This is a genomic window from Roseivirga misakiensis (genome assembly GCF_001747105.1).
Classification (GTDB): Bacteria; Bacteroidota; Bacteroidia; order Cytophagales; family Cyclobacteriaceae; genus Roseivirga; species Roseivirga misakiensis.
Genome location: NZ_MDGQ01000005.1, coordinates 1,449,304 through 1,469,274, shown reverse-complemented (window position 1 = coordinate 1,469,274; position 19,971 = coordinate 1,449,304). Strand labels below are relative to the sequence as shown.

8 protein-coding genes are annotated in these 19,971 nt (G+C 40.5%); 2 read left to right on the top strand and 6 right to left on the bottom strand.

Annotation, left to right across the window (positions count from 1 at the left end):
• Positions 1–165 precede the first annotated feature (165 nt).
• The 5 genes from BFP71_RS13990 to BFP71_RS13970 form a co-directional block, all read right to left on the bottom strand.
• A complete protein-coding gene (locus tag BFP71_RS13990) occupies positions 166–9,603 on the bottom strand; it encodes a Calx-beta domain-containing protein (protein ID WP_069836076.1) in 9,438 nt (3,145 codons plus the stop codon).
• Positions 9,604–9,943: 340 nt separating this feature from the next.
• Positions 9,944–14,047: a Calx-beta domain-containing protein gene (locus BFP71_RS13985; protein WP_088125039.1), complete on the bottom strand. Its 4,104-nt coding sequence runs from the start codon at positions 14,045–14,047 to the stop codon at positions 9,944–9,946.
• 138 nt (positions 14,048–14,185) lie between these two features.
• Positions 14,186–15,562, bottom strand: a complete 1,377-nt coding sequence (locus BFP71_RS13980; protein ID WP_088125038.1) for a GH1 family beta-glucosidase — start codon at positions 15,560–15,562, stop codon at positions 14,186–14,188.
• 188 nt (positions 15,563–15,750) lie between these two features.
• Positions 15,751–16,023: a MoaD/ThiS family protein gene (locus BFP71_RS13975; RefSeq protein WP_069836073.1), complete on the bottom strand. Its 273-nt coding sequence runs from the start codon at positions 16,021–16,023 to the stop codon at positions 15,751–15,753.
• 74 nt (positions 16,024–16,097) lie between these two features.
• The gene (locus BFP71_RS13970) at positions 16,098–17,489 is read right to left on the bottom strand and encodes a serine hydrolase (RefSeq protein WP_069836072.1); all 1,392 of its coding nucleotides are present in this window, start codon (positions 17,487–17,489) and stop codon (positions 16,098–16,100) included.
• 155 nt (positions 17,490–17,644) lie between these two features.
• Here BFP71_RS13970 and BFP71_RS13965 point away from each other — a divergent pair, with 155 nt between their 5' ends.
• Together BFP71_RS13965 and BFP71_RS13960 are read left to right on the top strand one after the other, a co-directional pair.
• Positions 17,645–18,766, top strand: coding sequence for a sensor histidine kinase (locus BFP71_RS13965; protein ID WP_141719766.1), 1,122 nt, complete (start codon positions 17,645–17,647; stop codon positions 18,764–18,766).
• Complete coding sequence (locus tag BFP71_RS13960; RefSeq protein ID WP_069836070.1) at positions 18,763–19,476, top strand: LytR/AlgR family response regulator transcription factor; 714 nt, start codon at positions 18,763–18,765, stop codon at positions 19,474–19,476. Before BFP71_RS13965 ends, BFP71_RS13960 begins: the two co-directional genes overlap by 4 nt.
• Here the strand turns inward: BFP71_RS13960 and BFP71_RS13955 are convergent.
• A complete protein-coding gene (locus BFP71_RS13955; protein ID WP_069836069.1) occupies positions 19,473–19,844 on the bottom strand; it encodes a cupin domain-containing protein in 372 nt (123 codons plus the stop codon). The genes BFP71_RS13960 and BFP71_RS13955 overlap by 4 nt on opposite strands.
• Positions 19,845–19,971 lie beyond the last annotated feature (127 nt).

Sequence of the window (19,971 nt, the reverse complement as noted above, 5' to 3'; positions counted from 1 at the left end):
CAGATCTGTGGTGTTAAAGAAGTTTAACTCCAAGTAATGCTATACAATGATAATGAATTTTAGCCTTTCTGTATGCGCCAAATTACATTTACGTACAATATTTTTTAATTTACATTATATATTTTGCTCCTCGCATACATTTAGAGGACCTTCCCCCCACAGTCATTATCTAATCAATAGCTTTAATAGCTTTGATCCAATAGCCGAATTGTAAAGGCTTATGATATAAACTCCTGAATTGAAATTTTTAGTATTTAACTCAATCACATTACTTCCAGGTTTAACTTCGCATTGATCATCCAATACAGTTACACCTTGACTATTTATCACCTTAATGTGCATGGTCTCCATAGAATTTGACAGGTAAGAGATGTTGACTACACTATTCAACTCCGCTGGATTGGGGTATAGCGTAATGGCGTAATCGTCCAAGTTTCTGCTCAAAGAAACGCTTGCTACTTTTGAGTATTCCGCTGCTCCACTGTTATCTACTTGTTTAAGGCGATAGTAATTTCGACCATTAGAGGCTTCAAGATCTGTATAGTTGTAATTGATTCGCTCTTCACTCAATGTGCTGCCAGGGATGGTGACAATGCTTTCAAAGACAATGCCGTCGGTGCTACGTTCCACATCGAAGTAACTGTTTTCCACTTCGGCAGTAGTGGCCCAATTCAGCTTTACGTTTCTTTTGTCTATTATCTCAGCCTCAAAAAACAATAACTCAACTGGAAGTGGTGTCTCATTGGTATTACGTGTTGCAAGGGTAAAATAACTATTATCGGGTATGACTACTTCGCTGAAACCATAATCACTTTCATTGAATGTTGTGGCTCCAGTAACCTCTGTTGCTCCTGAGGAAAAGTCGCCATCGCTATCGATCAGCAACACTAAATCTTCTGGCCTTACTGAACCCAAATTTGTGAGGTCAAAGTTTAAATCTACAGCACCAACATCTACTGTAGTTCCTGATATATCTACTTGACTCACCCTCCATACACGGTCAAGCCTACGGCTAATGTTCATTGGTACATTCAGACTTGCTGCTTTCAAGTCAGCATTATTATGACCCCAAATCAGAAATTCATTATCCCCAATACCTCTTGGGTTACCAATGCTTACTATGCCAGTTCCTTGCGCTTCCAAGTGCCTATCTGAAATACTGACTTGACCTATCCCTGCGACTTCAAAATCAAAGTCTCCATTCACACCATCGTCTTTGTCGTAAATATTATTCGCCGCTAGGGCTATATCATACTTGGCAGACAGGTAATTATTCACAATTATATTCTGCGTTTCATTGAGAAAGGTATTGTACATTATAATCTCTGTGAAAGTACCCTGATGAAATTCTGACGCCAGATAACCTGTATTTAAGCCATTTTGTCTTCCTCCAATAGACAGGCTCCCCCCTGAAGTCATGGCAGGTCCAGTTAAAGTTTGAGTGCTACCGTCACCATTTTTTTCAATCTTCAAACTACCATCTGATGATTGCCAACGAAGACCAGATATAGTAAATGCGTTATTATTTACGGCTACACTTGTAGTAACCTCTGTATTATTGATATAGGTTTTAAGGCTATTGCTATTGAAAATTAAAAACTCATTACTCAGGCCAGCACCACCGACTGAATAGGATAGTAATCCATCATCACTGTCCGAAGTGGCATTCACGTATAAAGCTGTAATAGCACTCGTTGGAAAATTCGAAAACGGATTTAATAGGAGTCGGTCATCGGCACCATCGAAAAGTACGCCTTTGTATCCATTAGCAGAAACTGTGGAAACGACTGGGCTATTGCCCGTTACCGACTGAGAAACATTGTTAGCATTTCCGGATAAGTCTATCCATTCTTCAATTTTACTAACATCACTGTCATGTTTTTCAAATGAATCTGGAACTAACCAAAGCACATTAGTAGTGCTATTACCAACTCCGCCTGGGCCAGTAATTCCTATTGTAGGGCTATCAATAATAGTTAGTGTGAAAGTGATATTACTTCCCAAAGTAGCATCCTCAGGACTTTCGAGGGTCATTACAACTGTTTCTTGTGACTCTTCTATCATATCATGAATGATAGGTAGTTCAATAAAAGCCTCCGTTTGCCCAGCTGGAATTGAGATTTCCGTGGTATTTTGCATGTAATCACTACCCGAAGTAGCCGTGCTGCCACCATAGTAAATATCTACGACTGTCTCGGCCCCTGAAACTTGGCTCAAACTTACCCCTATGCTAGCCGTACCTACCGTCTCATTCACAAAAGCTGAGGTACCGCTAAAGCTTACGGCAGGAATATTTCCATTATCATTGTCCACGATTAGATATCCTGCCTCAGCGGGACTTGCAGCGCTTTGAGGGTTTAGGTTTATGAATTCTATTCTATCATCACCGTTCAGTGTTGTATAGAAAGGCTCGGGCTGTTCATATAGTTGGTCATCTATAATAGTTACGGGAATTTGAGCTGTAGTAGCTCCTGCTAGTATAGTAATAGTACCAAAACCATCAATAGTACTATAACCATCAAGGGTATAGTCTTCACCATACGCTGCGATACTGAATACATCGTCGATTGTATAAGATAACTCTAAATCGAAACCAATTGCATATTCTAGCTTAACCTCAATGCTTGGAAATATTACGTTGGTTTCATTGGCAATGTAAATTTGAGGATTGAACCATAAGTCCACCTTATCATCATTTAAAATCGTATAGCTGATTTGATCATCTAGTGTTATAAAAGCGTTTGATACACTAACTGAAATATCTTCATCACCTTCTAATATACTGTCATCCACTATATCTAGCGTGAAAGTTCCTTCATTACTGTTGGCAGGTATAATTAACTTGTTGTTTGCAGCGCTAAGGTTATAGTCTGAGTTATCCGCAGTAACATTAGTAACATCTACCTCCAACGTAAATTCCTCGCTGCTCGTGAAATTAATAGAGACCGCGAATTCAAAGTCATCTGATTCGGCACCGCTTGCAGGACTTTCAGTCGTAATGGTTAAAGTTGGCGTGATATATCCAATGGATAAAAAACTACCATCGGCTAGTGTCAGGCCTTCAAACTTATACTCACTTCCTGCGTTGGAGTTTGACAAGTAAGTAGTGGTACCTGCACTAAAATCTCCATCAGCATCGACTAACAAAACATAACTTGTGCCTTCTGGTAAATCTGGAAGCCTTTCTGAATTAATAACAACGTCTACTGAACCCATTTCTCCTGTCTTATCCAAGCGCCAATCACGCAAGAGTTTGTTGGCAGCCGTACCGTCCCAGCTTAGCGCCCCATCATTATGACCAAATAATAGATAAGAACCATCTTGAGTTAAATTGGAAGGCTTCTCAATCCTTAAAATACTATCTGACATCGCTGCTTTGTGAATATTGTCAGCATCTACTCTTCCAATACCAGCTACATCGTGAGAATAATCTGCTTCATAGCTATATAGGTCAGTGTTAGGCGTAAGACCATACTTGGCCGCTAAGTAATTGTCGATAATTATACTTTGGGCTGTATTTAAATAAACATTGAATAGCATTACCTCTGCAAAATCTCCTTGATGTGTTTGCCCCGGGTCATAACCGTCGTCAAAGTCATCTTGCTCACCCGCCAGCGCAAATGATCCACCTGATGTAATGGCAGAAGCCGCCACTGCTTGTTCTATGGCAGAAGTTCCATTTAAGAATATAGAAAGGGAACCATCACTTTCTCTCCATCTTATATTCACTCGATTAAATTGATCGTTATTTGTGGCTACACCTGTTACGTAATCAGTTGCTCCCCGGTGAAACTTCAAGCTATTACTGTCATAGATGAGAAACTCATTACTGTTCCCCCCACTTATAGCATAGGATAAAATACCATCTCCCGAATCAGTAGTTTTATTAAGATAAATAGCCGTGATCGCGCTAGTCGGAAAAGTATTAAAGGCCCTTTTAACTAACCTATCGTTGTCTCCACTAAACCTGACCACCGGTAGCCCATTAATAACTCCTGTTCTATATGTAGGTAATTCTCCTTCGTTCGATTTGGAAGTGGATTGACCTAGATCGTTGTCGTTCCCTGAAAAATCATCCCACTGCTCTAAAATCCCATCACCTGCTATACCAGTAATCTCATCCGCTTTAACCCACAACACATTGGTGGCATGATCTCCCACACCACCGGGCCCTAAATAGCCTACAGATGGGCTATCTTCTATGGTATAGATCAGGTCAGTACTGACGATATCTTGGTCATTTGGATTGGCGGGTGAAACGGTGATTTCAAATGTTTCATCATTCTCGGCTTCATCATCTTGGTTCACGCTAACAAGAATGGGCACATTACCCTCAAAACCCGATGGTATCACAATCTCCATGCTTACTCCTTCATAATCCTCACCTGCTGTTGCAGTTTCGTCTGAAGAGGTAATATTTAAAGTGACATCAGTATTAGGGATATAGTTAAGGCTAACCTCAAAGTTGGCATCGTTACTTTCAGCATTAGACGTATTTACTTGCGTGATACTAAGGGTTGGGTCTATAATGCCAATGGCCAGGTAGTCTCCGTCTGCGACATCCAGCAGATAGGAATATACCGTTGCCAGACTGGAAGTAGGCTCATATACTTTAGCGCCACTACTAAAGTCTCCATCACTATCCACCATCAACACATAATCCGTATATCCTGAAGGCAACGCAGGCATTTGAGATGCATCTATTTTAAAAGTCATTTCTCCCAGTTCACCTGTTTCACTCACGCGCCATTCACGCGCTAAACGTTGCGAATTTGCATCATTATTGGCTGCCTCTGTCGCTGTCCAAGTAGTGAAATCACCATTATCGCTCCCTAGAATAAAATACTCGCCATCAGTATCAAGACCCGCCCCTGCTTCTATACCAATACCGCTTTCCGATACGGAAATTTCATGTTTATCCGTACTAGTTTCGCGCCCTACCCCTATCACATGATACTTGTGAGTAGCTTGGTGTGCATAATAATCATTGCTAATCACAAGGTTATACTTGGCTGCCAAGTAGTTATGTATGATTATTTGCTCAGCAGAATTTAACTTATCATCAAAAACTATCACCTCTGTAAAATCACCAGCGTGTGAAGTGGCTTGAGTTGGACTAGTACTTAAGCCACCCATGGTAAAACTACCATCCTCACTTATGGGAGAAGGTGTATAGGTCTCACTACTAAAATCATAATCATTGGAGCCAGAAGTAAAGGAACCATCAACCCAATATTCAATAGTAGAACCAGCGTCCGTTACATTCATCCCAATACCAGCTATATGAAATGTATTGTCGTTTAATGCACTGCCTAGACTATAAGCCGTTTGGTTTCTGGTGAATGCAAATTCCTGACTATTTTCAAATGTGTAATAGGCATCAGCATCACCTGAAACCTCATAATTAAAGAGCCTGTCATTACTGTCTGTCGTTTTATTGACATAAATGAGCGACAGGTCATTATTACTCCATAAACCATCACTTCTGGATAGTACCGCACGGGTCAAAAGATCATTTTCTGTATCATCAAACCTCACCGCAGGGAAACCGTTGACTACACCAGTCACATAAGTGGGATTGCGGTTTGTAGGTGGGTCTAGGGCATTTTCATTGCCTGAATTATCAGGCCAACTATTAATGTCCTCGTTATCAGTCAAACCTATAAGCTCATCCACCCGAAGCCATAATATATTGTTTTTATAATCGCCAACACCTCCCGGACCAGTTGACAAGAGTTTGGGAGCATCTAGAATTGTATATGTATAGATTGTATTTCCCCCTAAAGCAGCTTGAGACGGATTGCTTAACTCAAGTATAATGGTTTCATCACCCTCTTCTAGTTCATCATGTACGATTGATACATCGATAGAGGCCATAGTGCTACCAGCTGGAATCGTGAGCGTACCATTTTGTAACGTATAGTCTGTACCCTGAGTAGCGGTACCACCTGTTATTGTATAATCTACAGTAGCATTGACACCAGATATAGTGCTCATATTAACATCAATGGTCGCATCTGACGTTTCAAAATTACTATTTGTAGTATTCGTAAACCCTAAATTGGGTTGTTGACTATTACTATTATCGTAAATTCGATAGGCTATTCTACTTATATTTCCGACGGTAATTTCAGGATTAGCCTCTTGATCTATATCTAGGTAAAAAATTTCGTATTCATTAACACCACCTTCAAAAAGACCATCATCTTGAATTTGAACGGAAATTTCAGCCGTTGTAGCTCCTGCTGGAATGGTAATGTTTCCTAAACCAACTATGGTATAGTCATCGTCATACGCTGCGGTGCTTGAAGAAGCATAAATAGTGTATGAAACCTCTAAATCCGAAGTAAGAGATTGATTTGATTCGATTGCTATGCTTGGGTTAGCATTGTTATTGTTATCAGCTGTGTTTTCAAAACCAATATATTCATTAGCACCAAAGTCCACTATTACCTGATCGTCATTTAGAATTGTATAGCTGATTTCATCATCTTGTGCTATAATAGCGTTTGATACACTAATTAAAATCTCTTCATCTTCTTCTACTATGACATCATCCAATATATATAGTGTAAAAGTTGCTGTGCTACTATTTGCGGGGATCGTCAATAGGTTGTTGGCTGAGTTAAGCGTATAATCCGAATCATCGGCACTGCTACTAGAGACACCTACCTCAACTGTCACGTCATTACCGCTCGAAAAATTAAGAGATACATCGAATTCAAAATCATTCGCTTCGATTCCACTTGTTGGGTTATTAGTAGTAATGGTTATACTTGGCGTGATATATCCTATAGATAAATAGCTACCATCAGCAAGGGTCAGGCCTTCAAACTTATACTCATTTCCTGCATTAGAATTAGGAAAATAAGTAATGGCACCTGCGCTAAAGTCTCCATCAGCATCGACCAGTAAAACATACGTTTGGTCAACGTTTGATAAAGTTGGCAGATCGACAGTATTAATAACAACGTCTACTGAACCCATTTCTCCTGTCTTATCTAAGCGCCAATCACGCAAGAGTTTGTTGGCAGCCGTACCGTCCCAGCTTAGCGCCCCATCATTATGACCAAATAATAGATAAGAACCATCTTGAGTTAAATTGGAAGGCTTCTCAATCCTTAAAATACTATCCGACATCGCCGCCTTGTGAATATTGTCAGCATCTACTCTTCCAATACCAGCTACATCGTGAGGATGATCTGCTTCATAGCTATATAGGTCAGTGTTAGGCGTAAGACCATACTTGGCGGCTAAGTAATTGTCGATAATAATATTTTGAGCCGTATTTAAATAAACATTGTAGAGCATTACCTCTGCAAAATCTCCCTGATGTGTTTGACCTGGGTCATAACCATCGTCAACGTCATCTTGCTCACCCGCCAGCGCAAATGATCCACCCGGAATAATGGCAGAAGCCGCCACTGCTTGTTCTATGGCAGAAGTTCCATTTAAGAATATAGAAAGGGAACCATCACTATCTCTCCATCTTATATTCACTCGATTAAATTGATCGTTATTTGTGGCTACACCTGTTACGTATTCAGTTGCTCCCCGGTGAAACTTCAAGCTATTACTATCATAGATGAGAAAGTCGTTACTGTTCCCCCCACTTATAGCATAGGATAAAATACCATCTCCCGAATCAGTAGTTTTATTAAGATAAATAGCCGTGATCGCGCTAGTCGGAAAAGTATTAAAGGCCCTTTTAACTAACCTATCGTTGTCTCCACTAAACCTAACCACTGGTAGCCCATTAATAACTCCTGTTATGTACGCTGGAAAAGTTCTGGTGTTCAAGGTGGACGTGGATGCACCTAGATTGTTAGCGTTTCCAGAGAAATCATCCCACTGAGACAAATCATCGCCATTATTCAATGAAGTAATCTCATCAGCTTTAACCCATAATACATTCGTGGCATTATCTCCCACACCACCGGGTCCTAAATAGCCTACATAAGGACTATCTTCAATAGTATAGATCAGTACAGCACTACCAATATCTTGGTCATTTTCATTGGCGGGTGAAATGGTGATTTTGAATGTTTCATCGCTCTCAGCATCAGTATCTTGGTTCACGCTAATAACAAAAGGCACGCTACCCTCAAAACCCGATGGTATCACAACCTTTATATTGACCTGTTCATAATCTTCATCGGGTATTGCTGAGGATCCTTCTGAAGTAATGTTTAAAGTGACATCGGTACTGGGTATATAATTAAGGCTAACCTCAAAGTTGGCATCATTACTTTCAGCTCTAGACGTATTCAATTGTGTTATAATAACAGACGGCTCTAAAATACCAATGGCCAGGTAGTCTCCATCAGCGACATCTAGCGAATAGCTATATTCATTACCTGAAATGCTGCTCACCTCATATACTTTAGCGCCGCTACTAAAATCTCCATCACTATCCACCATCAACACATAATCCGTATATCCTGAAGGCAGCGCTGGCATTTGAGATACATCAAATCTAAAAGTCATAACTCCCAGTTCGCCTGTTTCGCTCACGCGCCATTCACGCGCTAAACGTTGAGAATTTGCATCATTATTGGCTGCCTCTGTCGCCGTCCATGTGGTGAAATCACCATCATCGCTACCAACAAAAAAATACTCGCCATCAGTATCAAGACCTGCTCCACTTATGATCGTTAAGCCACTTGGAGAAATAGACCCTGTATGCCTGTCTGCCGAGGTTTCTCGACCAACGCCTATTACATCATGTGAATGTGTACTTTGGTAGGCGTAATAATCATTGGTGATCGTAATGTTGTACTTAGCGGCCAAATAGTTATGTATGATTATTTGCTCGGCAGAATTTAACTCATGATCAAAAATTATCACCTCTGCAAAATCACCTGCATGTGAAGTGGCAGCAAGTTGACCAGAATTGAAAGCCCCTAATGTAAGGTCTCCGTTGTCTGGATTAAACCCAGGAAATTCTAATTCGATCGGTCGTGCTATACTATTAGACCGATCATCTATAAGTCTCCCATCTAGCCAAAATTCCATTCTTCGACGGTTGCTACTAGAGTATGCATCACCAGTTGACATACCAATACCAGCAATATGGAATCCATCAATATTTATTGCTTCTCCAATTGAATAATCAATCTCTTTCATCACAAAATTCAGATTAGCGCTATTCTTAAGTTCGTACCAGCCATTAGGATTAATAAGTCCGAGATTTTCATAGTGTAGAATGACGTCACCTATATCTGTCGTTTGGTTTACATAAACAATTGACAGCTCTTGAGTATTCCAAGTATCAGAATTCAACCTAGTCATTCCTAGTCTTTGCAAACGCTCATTATTCGCGTCATTGAAACGAATAATGGGTAAGCCGTTCAACACGTTTGAAATATAGATGGGTCTATGGGCGGCAATGGGTTGTGCCAAGTCATTGGCATTTCCAGATTTATCTGGCCAAGTGGCTACCGCTTCGTTGTTCAATAGGCCAGAAATGTCATCAGCACTTAACCAGAGTACATTGGTGGAACTACTACCAACGCCACCTGGACCAGTTTGCGCTATGACAAGCTTACATGATAGAAGAAAAATAAAGAAAAGTAGATACCTCTTTGCTGTTATACCAAACATTGCGTCACAGTAAATGTGTCGCAAGTGTAGTTTCGCGTAAATAAACGCGCCAGCGCCGAAAGCTCACCTGCAGCTACTACCGACCGAGAAAACCACAAGGGCTCAGTAGATAGAAACAATAGTCAAAGTTATTAATAAATTAATCTTCTCAACTACTAACCTCTAATTGACGCTACTCAAATATTGCTTGTAGTTTTTGGATAAATCTATTAAACTCAGTTTCGAAATTAGTCATTTGCAGTATGTTGGCAACACTTTTTTTGGTTTAATCGACAAACATCCTGTCATATTAGATAGCGTATCAAAAATCCTAGCGCCATTGTTAATCTGCTCCGATGGTTTACCTTATGATGACTTTGAATGTTTGGACCGATCGGCCGCTACCGTAAATCCTAAGAAAATACATGCCTTGATTTAGCCGATGAGTTTCAAAAGGAATTGAGTTTCTTCCTACTTGTAAATTTACTTTCCTTTCAGCCAGACTTAATCCTTGACTATCCAACACCTTAATGGAAATGGTTTGCTTGTCTTTAGAATAATATTCGATCTGGGCCTTAGCTCCTCTATTGATCGGGTTTGGGTAAAATTTAGGTGCTTGAAGTGCATTATCTTCAAAGTTGTCATAAAGAATGCTAACTATGCTTGAGTACTCAAATACTCCATTAAAATCGACTTGCTTCAAACGATAATAGCTTCTACCGACTAGCGGACTCTTATCTAGAAATTCATATTGATTTATGGCATCGCTCTGCCCCATTCCGGCAACAGTTCCGATTACTATAAAAGCAAATCCATCCTCACTTCTTTCAATATCAAAGTGGCTATTATCAACTTCAGAAGCTGTCGCCCAATTTAAGTCAATAGCATATTCATCTGTGACCCTCCCCGTAAATGAAAGCAATTCTACTGGCAATGGAGTTTGTTGTTTATCCAATGTGGCCAAAGTAAAATACATGTTATTGGATAACCCTGTGACACTCGCAAAGCGATAGGTATCACCACCATCATCTAATGCCCCGCTAACTTCAGTAGCCCCTGCGTTAAACGTACCATCAGAGTCTATCAGCAATACCAAATCCGATGGGGTTACACTTCCTAAGCCAGCTAAGTCAAAACTTATATCAATAGCACCCAAATCTACAGCAGCTCCCGAGCGATTGACCTCACTTACCCGCCAAACACGCTCCAAACGTCTAGATATCCCCATTGGAACATCTGTGCTCGTGGCTCTTAGTTCCGCATTATCATGGCCCCACAACAAAAACTCTTCGTCGTCCATATCTTGTGGATTGTTAATCCTGACAATACCAGAACCTTTAGCATCTGTATGTAAATCGGAAGAACCTATTCTACCAATGCCTGCTACTTCGTAATCAAAATCTCCATTGGCATTATCATCTTGATTGTAAACATTATTTGTGCTTAAGGCAACGTCATATTTCGCAGACAGATAATTCTGAACGATAATCACTTGTGCATCATTTAAGGCAAGATTATAGATGGCGACTTCTGCATAATCACCCAAATGATCTTGACTGGCATCATATCCGCTGTTTATACCATCTTGTTCTGCCCCAATAGCAAGTGCACCATTATTGGTGATTGAAGTACCGCTCTGAAAGCCAGTAGTAGTATAGGCCTCACTGCCATTTTTCCAGACAGAAACGTTTCCACTTGTCTGCCATGAAGCTGTCGATATGTTAAACGAGCCACCGTTGAATGCTACACCTGAATTAGTGTTTGAACCACCTCTAAAAAGGCTCAAACTATTGGTGCTAAATAATAGAAAGTCATTATCGCTAGCACTACTGGCATAGGATAATAAACCGTCATCGGAAGTTTCATTGGTTGCGTTAACCAAGATTGCGGTAATTTCACTCGATGGAAAATCTCCAAAGTTATCTTTTACTAAACGGCCATTGGACTGTTCGAAGCGTACTATCGGTTGACCATTTACAACGCTATTATAATGTCTAGGTGTAAATGCATTGTCTGATTGCGCTAGGTTATTTCCATTACCAGAGAAATCGGCCCAAGACGTTATGTCTGTACCATCAGAAACATCTGCTAATTCTTCAGGCCTAACCCAGAGAATATTACTACTTGATTGCCCTACACCACCCGGACCGGTAAACCCAATAACTGAATTATTTATAATAGTATAGGTAAAGGCCGTATTGGTACCCAAATCCGCATTACTTGGGGTAGAAAGATTGAGAATAAGCGTCTCTGCTAGTTCTTCTACTGAATCGTCTATAATTGTAGCGTTAATATTCGCCGTCGTACTGCCCTCAGGTATGGTAATAGTTCCTGCGGCTAATGTATAATCTACCCCAACTCCAGTAGCTGTACTGGCACCAGAAATAGTATAAGAAGCAGATGCATCTGCACCCGACACCGCATCAAGTTCTACCTGAATAGCTACTGATGTGACAGTTTCAGACCCAGAGGCCGACGTATTGCTGAACTGAATTTCTGGTGTAGCGTCGTCGTTCGTGATCGTATAAGTATGTGTAATCGCACCCGACCCTGCAAAAGGCATGGTGTTGTCTAGGTTGGCATTCACTGGATTCGATAATGTGATAATTATAGTCTCGTCAACTTCAAATAAACCATCATTATTTATCGTAATGTCAAAAGATCCAGTAGTGGTACCAGCCAAAAATGTGACGGTACCAGAGGCCAAGGTGTAGTCTGTGCCACCTCCCGTAGCAGTGCCACCAGTAACGGCATAGTCTACACTTGTAGGATTGGACATGTCTACCAAGCTGATTTCTAATGCCACATTAGCTGTCAGTATGGTTTCTGAACCGCTACTAGAAGCAACATCGAAGTACACTTTTCTAATTTGATCGTTATCCTCAATCGTGTAAGTAAACTCATCATTATCGCCAATATTTAAACCTGAAGAAGGATTGGCGAGGGTAATTAACAATGACTCATTGGATTCTTCATCCATATCGTCAGTCACCGTTAAACTGTATGTGGTGGTAGTATTTCCAGTAGTTATAGTCACTGTAGAACTACTCAATGCCACATAATCATCGCCTGTGGTTGTTGAAATATCGGAGGTCGTTACTTCAGCGGTTCTGTTAGTTGCTGGAATAAAGTTTAAAGACACTTCAATCGTAGGGCTCACACTTTCGGCACCTACATCAGTAGTTAGCGTATGCTCTATCACAGGCCGCACGGCTGCTATTGCCATATAATCTCCATCGTTGATGTCGTATCCATCGTAAGAGTATTCAGTCCCAGCAGAAAGTGTTAATTCATAAACACTTGCCCCACTGCTAAAATCCCCGTCACTATCAACCATTAAGGCGTAAACCGTATGATCGGCTGGTAAAGCAGGTAGATCATTTATGTCTATAACAATGTCAATATTTCCAACTGTACCCGTTTCATCAAACCGCCATTCACGCGCCAAACGCTGAATATTTACACCACTGTTTGGGGCCTCTGTAGTGGTCCAAGCTGTCGTGGCATCTCCAGCATCATGACCAAAGAGTAAATACTCCTGATTTGCATCAAGACCATCGGCACCTTCAACTCTTAAAATATCGTCAGACATAGCTTCGGTGTGCGTATTACTAGCATCTTCACGTCCAATTCCCGCTACATCATTGCCGTGAGTTGATTCATAGGCAAATCGATCATTTGAAATGGACAGCGCATACTTTGCCGCTAAATAGTTTGCGATAATAATCTGCTGGGCTTCATTTAAGTAAGTATTAAAAATCATCACCTCAGAAAAGTCACCAAAATGTGCCTGATTTGAGGCATAGCCGCCGTCTTGAGAGTCCTGTTCACCAGCTACAGCTAAACTACCGCCAGCTGTAATTGAAGTTCCTGTTCTAAAACCAGTCGTGGTGAAATCCTGACTACCATCTTTCCATACTTCCACACTTCCATCACTCCCTCTCCATGCGGCATTGGTAATATGAAAAGCGTTATCATTGAAGGAGACACCTGAAGAAATATTAGGCCCTCGGTATACATTCAAGCTTTCACTTCTAAAAAGTAGAAAGTCGTTGTTACTAGCAGAACTGGCATAAGACAATACGCCATCACCACTATCGGTGGTCTTATTTACGTAAATAGCCGTAATGGCGCTCGTCGCAAAACCTGAAAAGCTTGTCCTTCTTATCCTGCCATTGGTTTTATTAAAGCGAACCACTGGAAGTCCATTTATTTGCCCAGTTTGAAAAACAGGACTAAAGGAAGCGTCTGGTTGGGTTAATGTGTTACCATTTCCAGAGAAATCAGACCATGTCTGAACGTCTTGGCCATTTGATAAACCAGTAATTTCATCCGCCTTTAACCATAGGATGTTATTGGTATTTGAACCCACCCCTCCAGGTCCTGTTTGAGCAAACAGGCTAAGGTTAAATAGCAACATACAAGACAAGAAAAAGCCTCTTCTTGCCAATGGATTTGGGCACATGTTTAGGTAAATTATACCGTTAGAAAAGTACTGTATGTTGAGGTAGACAGCGGACTTGCTCTCGCCGGCAAATTTAATACACTTAAAACGGTTTACACCCTGCTATTATTTAAATAAAAACGCAAAGGTTTGCGTTGGCTAGAGTTGGTTCTTTTTTATTAAATCGGCAAACCAAAGGGCCGATGCCTTAGGAGTACGCACTAATGTCTTGTAATCCACGTAATTAAGCCCAAACCTGGAGCCATACCCGTGAGCCCACTCAAAGTTATCGAACATGCTCCAGGCAAAATAGCCTTTTAAATTTACCCCGTTAGAAATTGCTTCGTGGCAGCCTTCCAAGTAGCCCTTGTAGTAAGCTAAACGAGTATTTGAATCATCTACTTGCCCATTGACCATCTCATCATCGCAGGCAAATCCATTTTCGGTGATATAAATGGAAGGGTCGTTATAGCGATTAGCGATCCACTGGAGTAAATTCCTACATCCCCAAGGCACAACCGCCCAATCCATGGCAGTAAGTGTCCAATCAGGGTCTTGGGTTAAACTAACCCCTTGATCTTCTGAAATACCACCATTCCCCTTAATATTTGCCTGAGGATTTTCAGCTTCGTCTGCTGCATACATGGTCGTGTAGTGATTTAGGCCAAAGAAGTCAGATGAGCCCTTTACTAATCGCGACTCTTCCGCCGTGAACTCTGGTAATCTCTCTCCTAATCTTTCTTTCATGACTGCCGGATAGTCTCCGAAATACACTGGATCAGCAAACCACCCTAAAAAGAACTGTAAAGCTCTTTCTGCCGCTTCAACATCTTCTTTTTTATCAGTGAGTGGCTCCCTCCAATCGCAGTTATTGGTAATGCCGATCGCCCCATTTTGATGTGCATATTTTGTTCTATACAAATCGACCGCTTTCGCATGGGAAACTAATAAGTGATGCGCCGCCAAATAAGGCTCAGTATTCGATTTTCTGCCCGGTGCAAAAGCACCTTGACCATAACCTAGAATTGAAACAACCCATGGTTCGTTTAAGGTAATCCAGTTTTTAACACGATCGCCAAAACGGTCAAAGCATAAATCGGCATAATCTTTAAAATATTCGCTGATTTTTGGGTTTAACCAGCCATCTTCTTCCATCTGTAGGGCCAGTGGCAAATCCCAGTGATATAAAGTAACCCAAGGTTGAATATCATTGGCCAATAATTCATCGATTAAATCTGAATAAAAGGCTATGCCCTTCTCGTTGACTTTACCCTTTCCTTCTGGCATCACTCTAGGCCATGCGATCGAAAAGCGATAGGCTTTGAAACCTTGCGATTTCATAAGAGCTACATCTTCTTTAAACTTATGATAATGATCGATGCCAATATTTCCATTATCACCGTTTTTTATACGATTCGGAACGGTACAAAAGACATCCCATATAGACGGACCTTTTCCATCTAAATCATGCGCGCCTTCAATTTGATAAGACGAGGTGGCCGAACCCCAGATAAAGCCTTCAGGAAACTTTTTCATAGTCAAGTGTATAACACAAACTTATAAGTATGACAGCAATGCACGAAATGAATCTGTCATAAATACTTAATGATGTATTATTGACGTATCAAAAGTCTCCTGAAATAAGGTACGTGATCCAATTTAAGGGAATTTGTAATGGATAAAACTGATAGAAATTGGGCTGAAGTGACGGACGGAGAATTGACTTAACCTCCTGAAATGGCCTGCATAATATACAACTCATCTCCTGCTGATAATTTATCTGACAATGTCTCGCGATCGGTAATTAAATCTCCTCCTATGTATAAATTTACATGTTCGCGAACTCTTCCATTATCGTCAAGAATATAGCCCTTGATCCCAGCAAACTTAGCTTCTACCTCGCTGAGTGCACTTGCTACTGTGCCACCTTGAACTTTGAGCGGTACAAGTTCTGGGTAGAATCGCTTGAGGTTAGAAGTGAATTTTACAGTTGCCATTAAAAGAAAAAATCATCAATTCAGCCAAAATAGACTGAATTGATGATTCAAAGTTATTCGTTTTTCCGACTCAATTACCGAATCTTCTTCGGGAAAAACTCCTGTTCCCCTTGTCTGTATATGGTTTTGCTAATTTTCCCTCTCTTGTCCAATTCAAATTCAAATGAAGAATTCATGCTTTTATAGAAAAACTCGTTTTCACTTTCTGCATATAAACGAGCTGGACTTGAGCCATTTAGGGTCGTCATCAGGTAATTGCCGCGTCTGAAAATGCGCATCACTTGCCCTTTCCCAAAATCATATTTACCAATGTACTTTTTCAGCTCCGCTTTGGACAGTGGCATACTATCCTTTACTGGAATGCCTAAAATCAGTTTCTCGACGTCGGCCTTCAAGTCATTGAACCAAGAACCCCCACTGGAAGTCAGTAGAATCAATCCCATATCTAAATCAGGGTAAAACTCGAAGAAACTTCCAAAACCATCTACATCCCCACCATGCCCTAACTGCATAATACTATGATCGCTTGGGTTCTTACCTTCAAAAAAGCCATATCCATAGTTGGTAGTTTCCACCAATGGTTTTTTATCCGCAGTAAGAACTAAAGGCGTCACGATTCCATCTTTTTGATACTGTTGGAATGCTTCCATTTCAGCGATCAGCAGCTTAGATAAATCTGAAACTGTCGATAGCACTCCACCTGCTGGAATTGACATTCCCATTTCCCAAGCAGCCGTTTCGGCATTTCGCTTATGTACATGATATGGCGTAACCAAAGTACTTCTCACAGATTCTAAATCGCTGGTAGAAGCATTTAAGCCATAAGGTTTAAAAACATAACGCTGTAGCAGATTTTCATAAGATTCGCCTGTTTCCTTGGTCAGGATATAGCCGATGAGCGCAAAGCCAAAATTTGAATAACCAAAATTGCCGATCTGATCTTCTTTCAACTCCATATTTGATAGATCTTTGAAAAAGTTATCCTTTGTGTATCCGCCAATCATGGCTTGTCCATTTGGCGTAGGTGGAATGGAGGCACCATCATTGGGTAGGCCTGCGCGATGCTGCAAGACATCCTTTAATGTAATATTTGCGAAGGTCTTTGACTTTTGAGCACCAAGATCATCTTTCAGGAAATCGGAAATAGACCTGTCTAAATCCAGTTTACCTTCCAACGATAGACTATTGGCAATGATGGCCGTCATGGATTTAGTAAGCGAGGCGATCTGATATTGTGATTGACCATTTACTTTCTGACCACTTCCTCTTTTGTACTCCCCTCGTGAAATCGTGTGCTTTAATGCTCCGCCTTCAACTATGCCTACTATTACCGAAGGGATATCGAAGCCTTCAACGGCTTTGTCGATAAAAATTTCGACCCGATTTAGCGTTTCCTGGTCAATTGATTGAGCTTTCAAACCCGCACATAGACCGATTGATATAATGAGTATTCCAAGTTTTTTCATATTAAACTATTTGTTGTTTCCCGAAACTAACAAGCACACTACGGGCATTTAGATAAACTCGACCGACCGTGTATAACTACCCGTATTTAGGCTTTTGCATGTATCAAAATGAATTGATCATGCACTAACGTGTATTCATGGGTTGCAAACCATGATTGACCTACTTAGCAGCTGGTGTTCTACTAGAAGTGCTTATTTTGCCTGAACAGATGCAACAACTCGTAGATAAAATTTTAGCACGGCGTATAGTACAGCATGTATTATTTTGGGGCGTCATTTTCCTACTCTACACCCAGGTGTTTTTCTACACTGGTGTTTCTTTTTGGTTTGGGTTTATGCGAAACATAGTGCTTTTCCCCTCTATGATCGGCGCCACATACCTGTTTACCTACTATCAAGTGCCAAAGCTTTTACAGGAGAAAAAGTATTTTCAATTCGCTATTTCACTGATCGGCAGCGCTTACCTTTTCTTAGTCATTGCCCGATTATTAACAATTTATGTTTTTGAACCTGTATTAGGCATAGACCAACCGTTTGCAGATATGTGGGCGATAGTTTTAGTTTCCCCCGAGCGCCTAATAAGGAATTATTTAATGAGCATCTACTTAGCCCCGACCATTTTCTTTGCGATCAAACTCGTTAAAGCCAATTTTGAGGCGAAACAAAAGGCAGATGAACTAGAAAAGGAAAAGCAGCTCACGGAGATTAATTTTCTAAAAGCTCAGATTCACCCACACTTTTTATTCAACACCCTTAACAACCTTTATACACTTACGCTTCAAAAGTCTGACGAAGCACCTAAAACTGTTGTGAAGTTGTCTGAAATGTTAGATTATATGCTCTATCGATGCAATGACGACAAGGTATCTATCACAGATGAAATTAAGTTGATTAATAATTACATTGACTTAGAAAAACTTCGGTACGGCGATCGGCTTAATCTAGTGTATAAGGATTCTATCGATAGACCAGACACGATGGTTTCGCCCCTCATCATGCTTTCATTGATCGAAAATGCGTTCAAACATGGGGTTAGTGGCGCTATTAATGCTCCTTATGTTTTTATCGACCTAACGGTAGCAGTAGGTACTTTGACCCTAACTGTTGAAAACAGCAAAGCTCCAGTTGAACAAGCAGATCCAACGAATTATAAGTCGGGAATAGGTTTTTCCAATGTCAAAAGGCAACTTGACTTGATTTATCCAGATCAATATGAATTGGCAATTGATGAGACGCTATCGTCTTACAAGGTAGAATTAGAAATAAGAAATCTATGAAGATTGACTGTCTTATAGTAGATGATGAACCATTGGCCGTACAGCTTTTAACAGCCCATGTAAATCAGGTGCCGATGCTGAACTTGATTGGCACTTGTTCTAACGCTATAGAGGCCATGGAAAAGGTAAAAAGTGAACCTGTTGACCTTCTTTTTCTAGACATACAAATGCCTATGTTATCGGGCATCGATTTCTTAAAGTCATTAGACAATCCACCTAAAGTGATCTTTACTACAGCTTTTCGAGAGTATGCCATGAGTGGATATGAATTGGATATTGTTGATTATCTGCTCAAGCCCATCACTTTTGAACGCTTTTTCAAGGCCATAAACAAGTATCTAAAGCAAATAGACAATAACAGCCCTGCAAAAGCACACAGTCTTCCCATTGAAGAACCTAAACCGGAAGAATTTCTCTTTGTGAATGTGAACAAGAAACATGTCAAAGTAAACTTCCAAGAAATAGTATATATCGAAAGCTTGAAAGATTATATCAAAATTAACCTAGTAGATGGTTCGGTAATTACAAAGGATAAAATCAGTGACTTTGAAGCTAAATTATCAGGGCAATTTCTAAGGGTTCATCGCTCATATATTGTCAATAAGCAACATATCACGGCTTTTACGGCACAAGATATTGAATTAGGCCGACAAGAAATCCCAATTGGCGTTAGTTATAAGCGCATTGTTGATCATTGGCTTAAAAGCTAAATCCACTGCTGATCATTATGGGTGCGTTCGTGTTCTACCTCACCCGTGTGTTGCGTACTGGCCGGCTCAAATAACAGCACCCACACTTCTTCATTCGGTTTGGTATAAGGGTTGTGTTCTACGCCTTTAGGTACAATAATCATCTCCCCTTCTTTAACAACCTCTGTTTTGTCCCTAAACTCCATAAAAAGGGTCCCTTTGAAAACTTGAAAGTATTCATCCTCGTGTTCGTGGCTATGCCAAACAAAGCTCCCTTGTAATTTGGCCAGTTTAACTTGTTGACCATTTAACTCACCAATGATATGGGGTTTCCATTGATCAGTAAAAAGATCAAATTTTTGCCTAATGTTCACCGTCGATAAATCCATAAGTTAAAGTTACGAGAAAGAAATAGAGACTAATATTTAACCCTTACCAATTTAGTCAGGCCACAGTCGGTATTAATACAACTAGGATTTTGTCGCTTGGGGATTTGAGTTTTGGCAATTTCTTAAC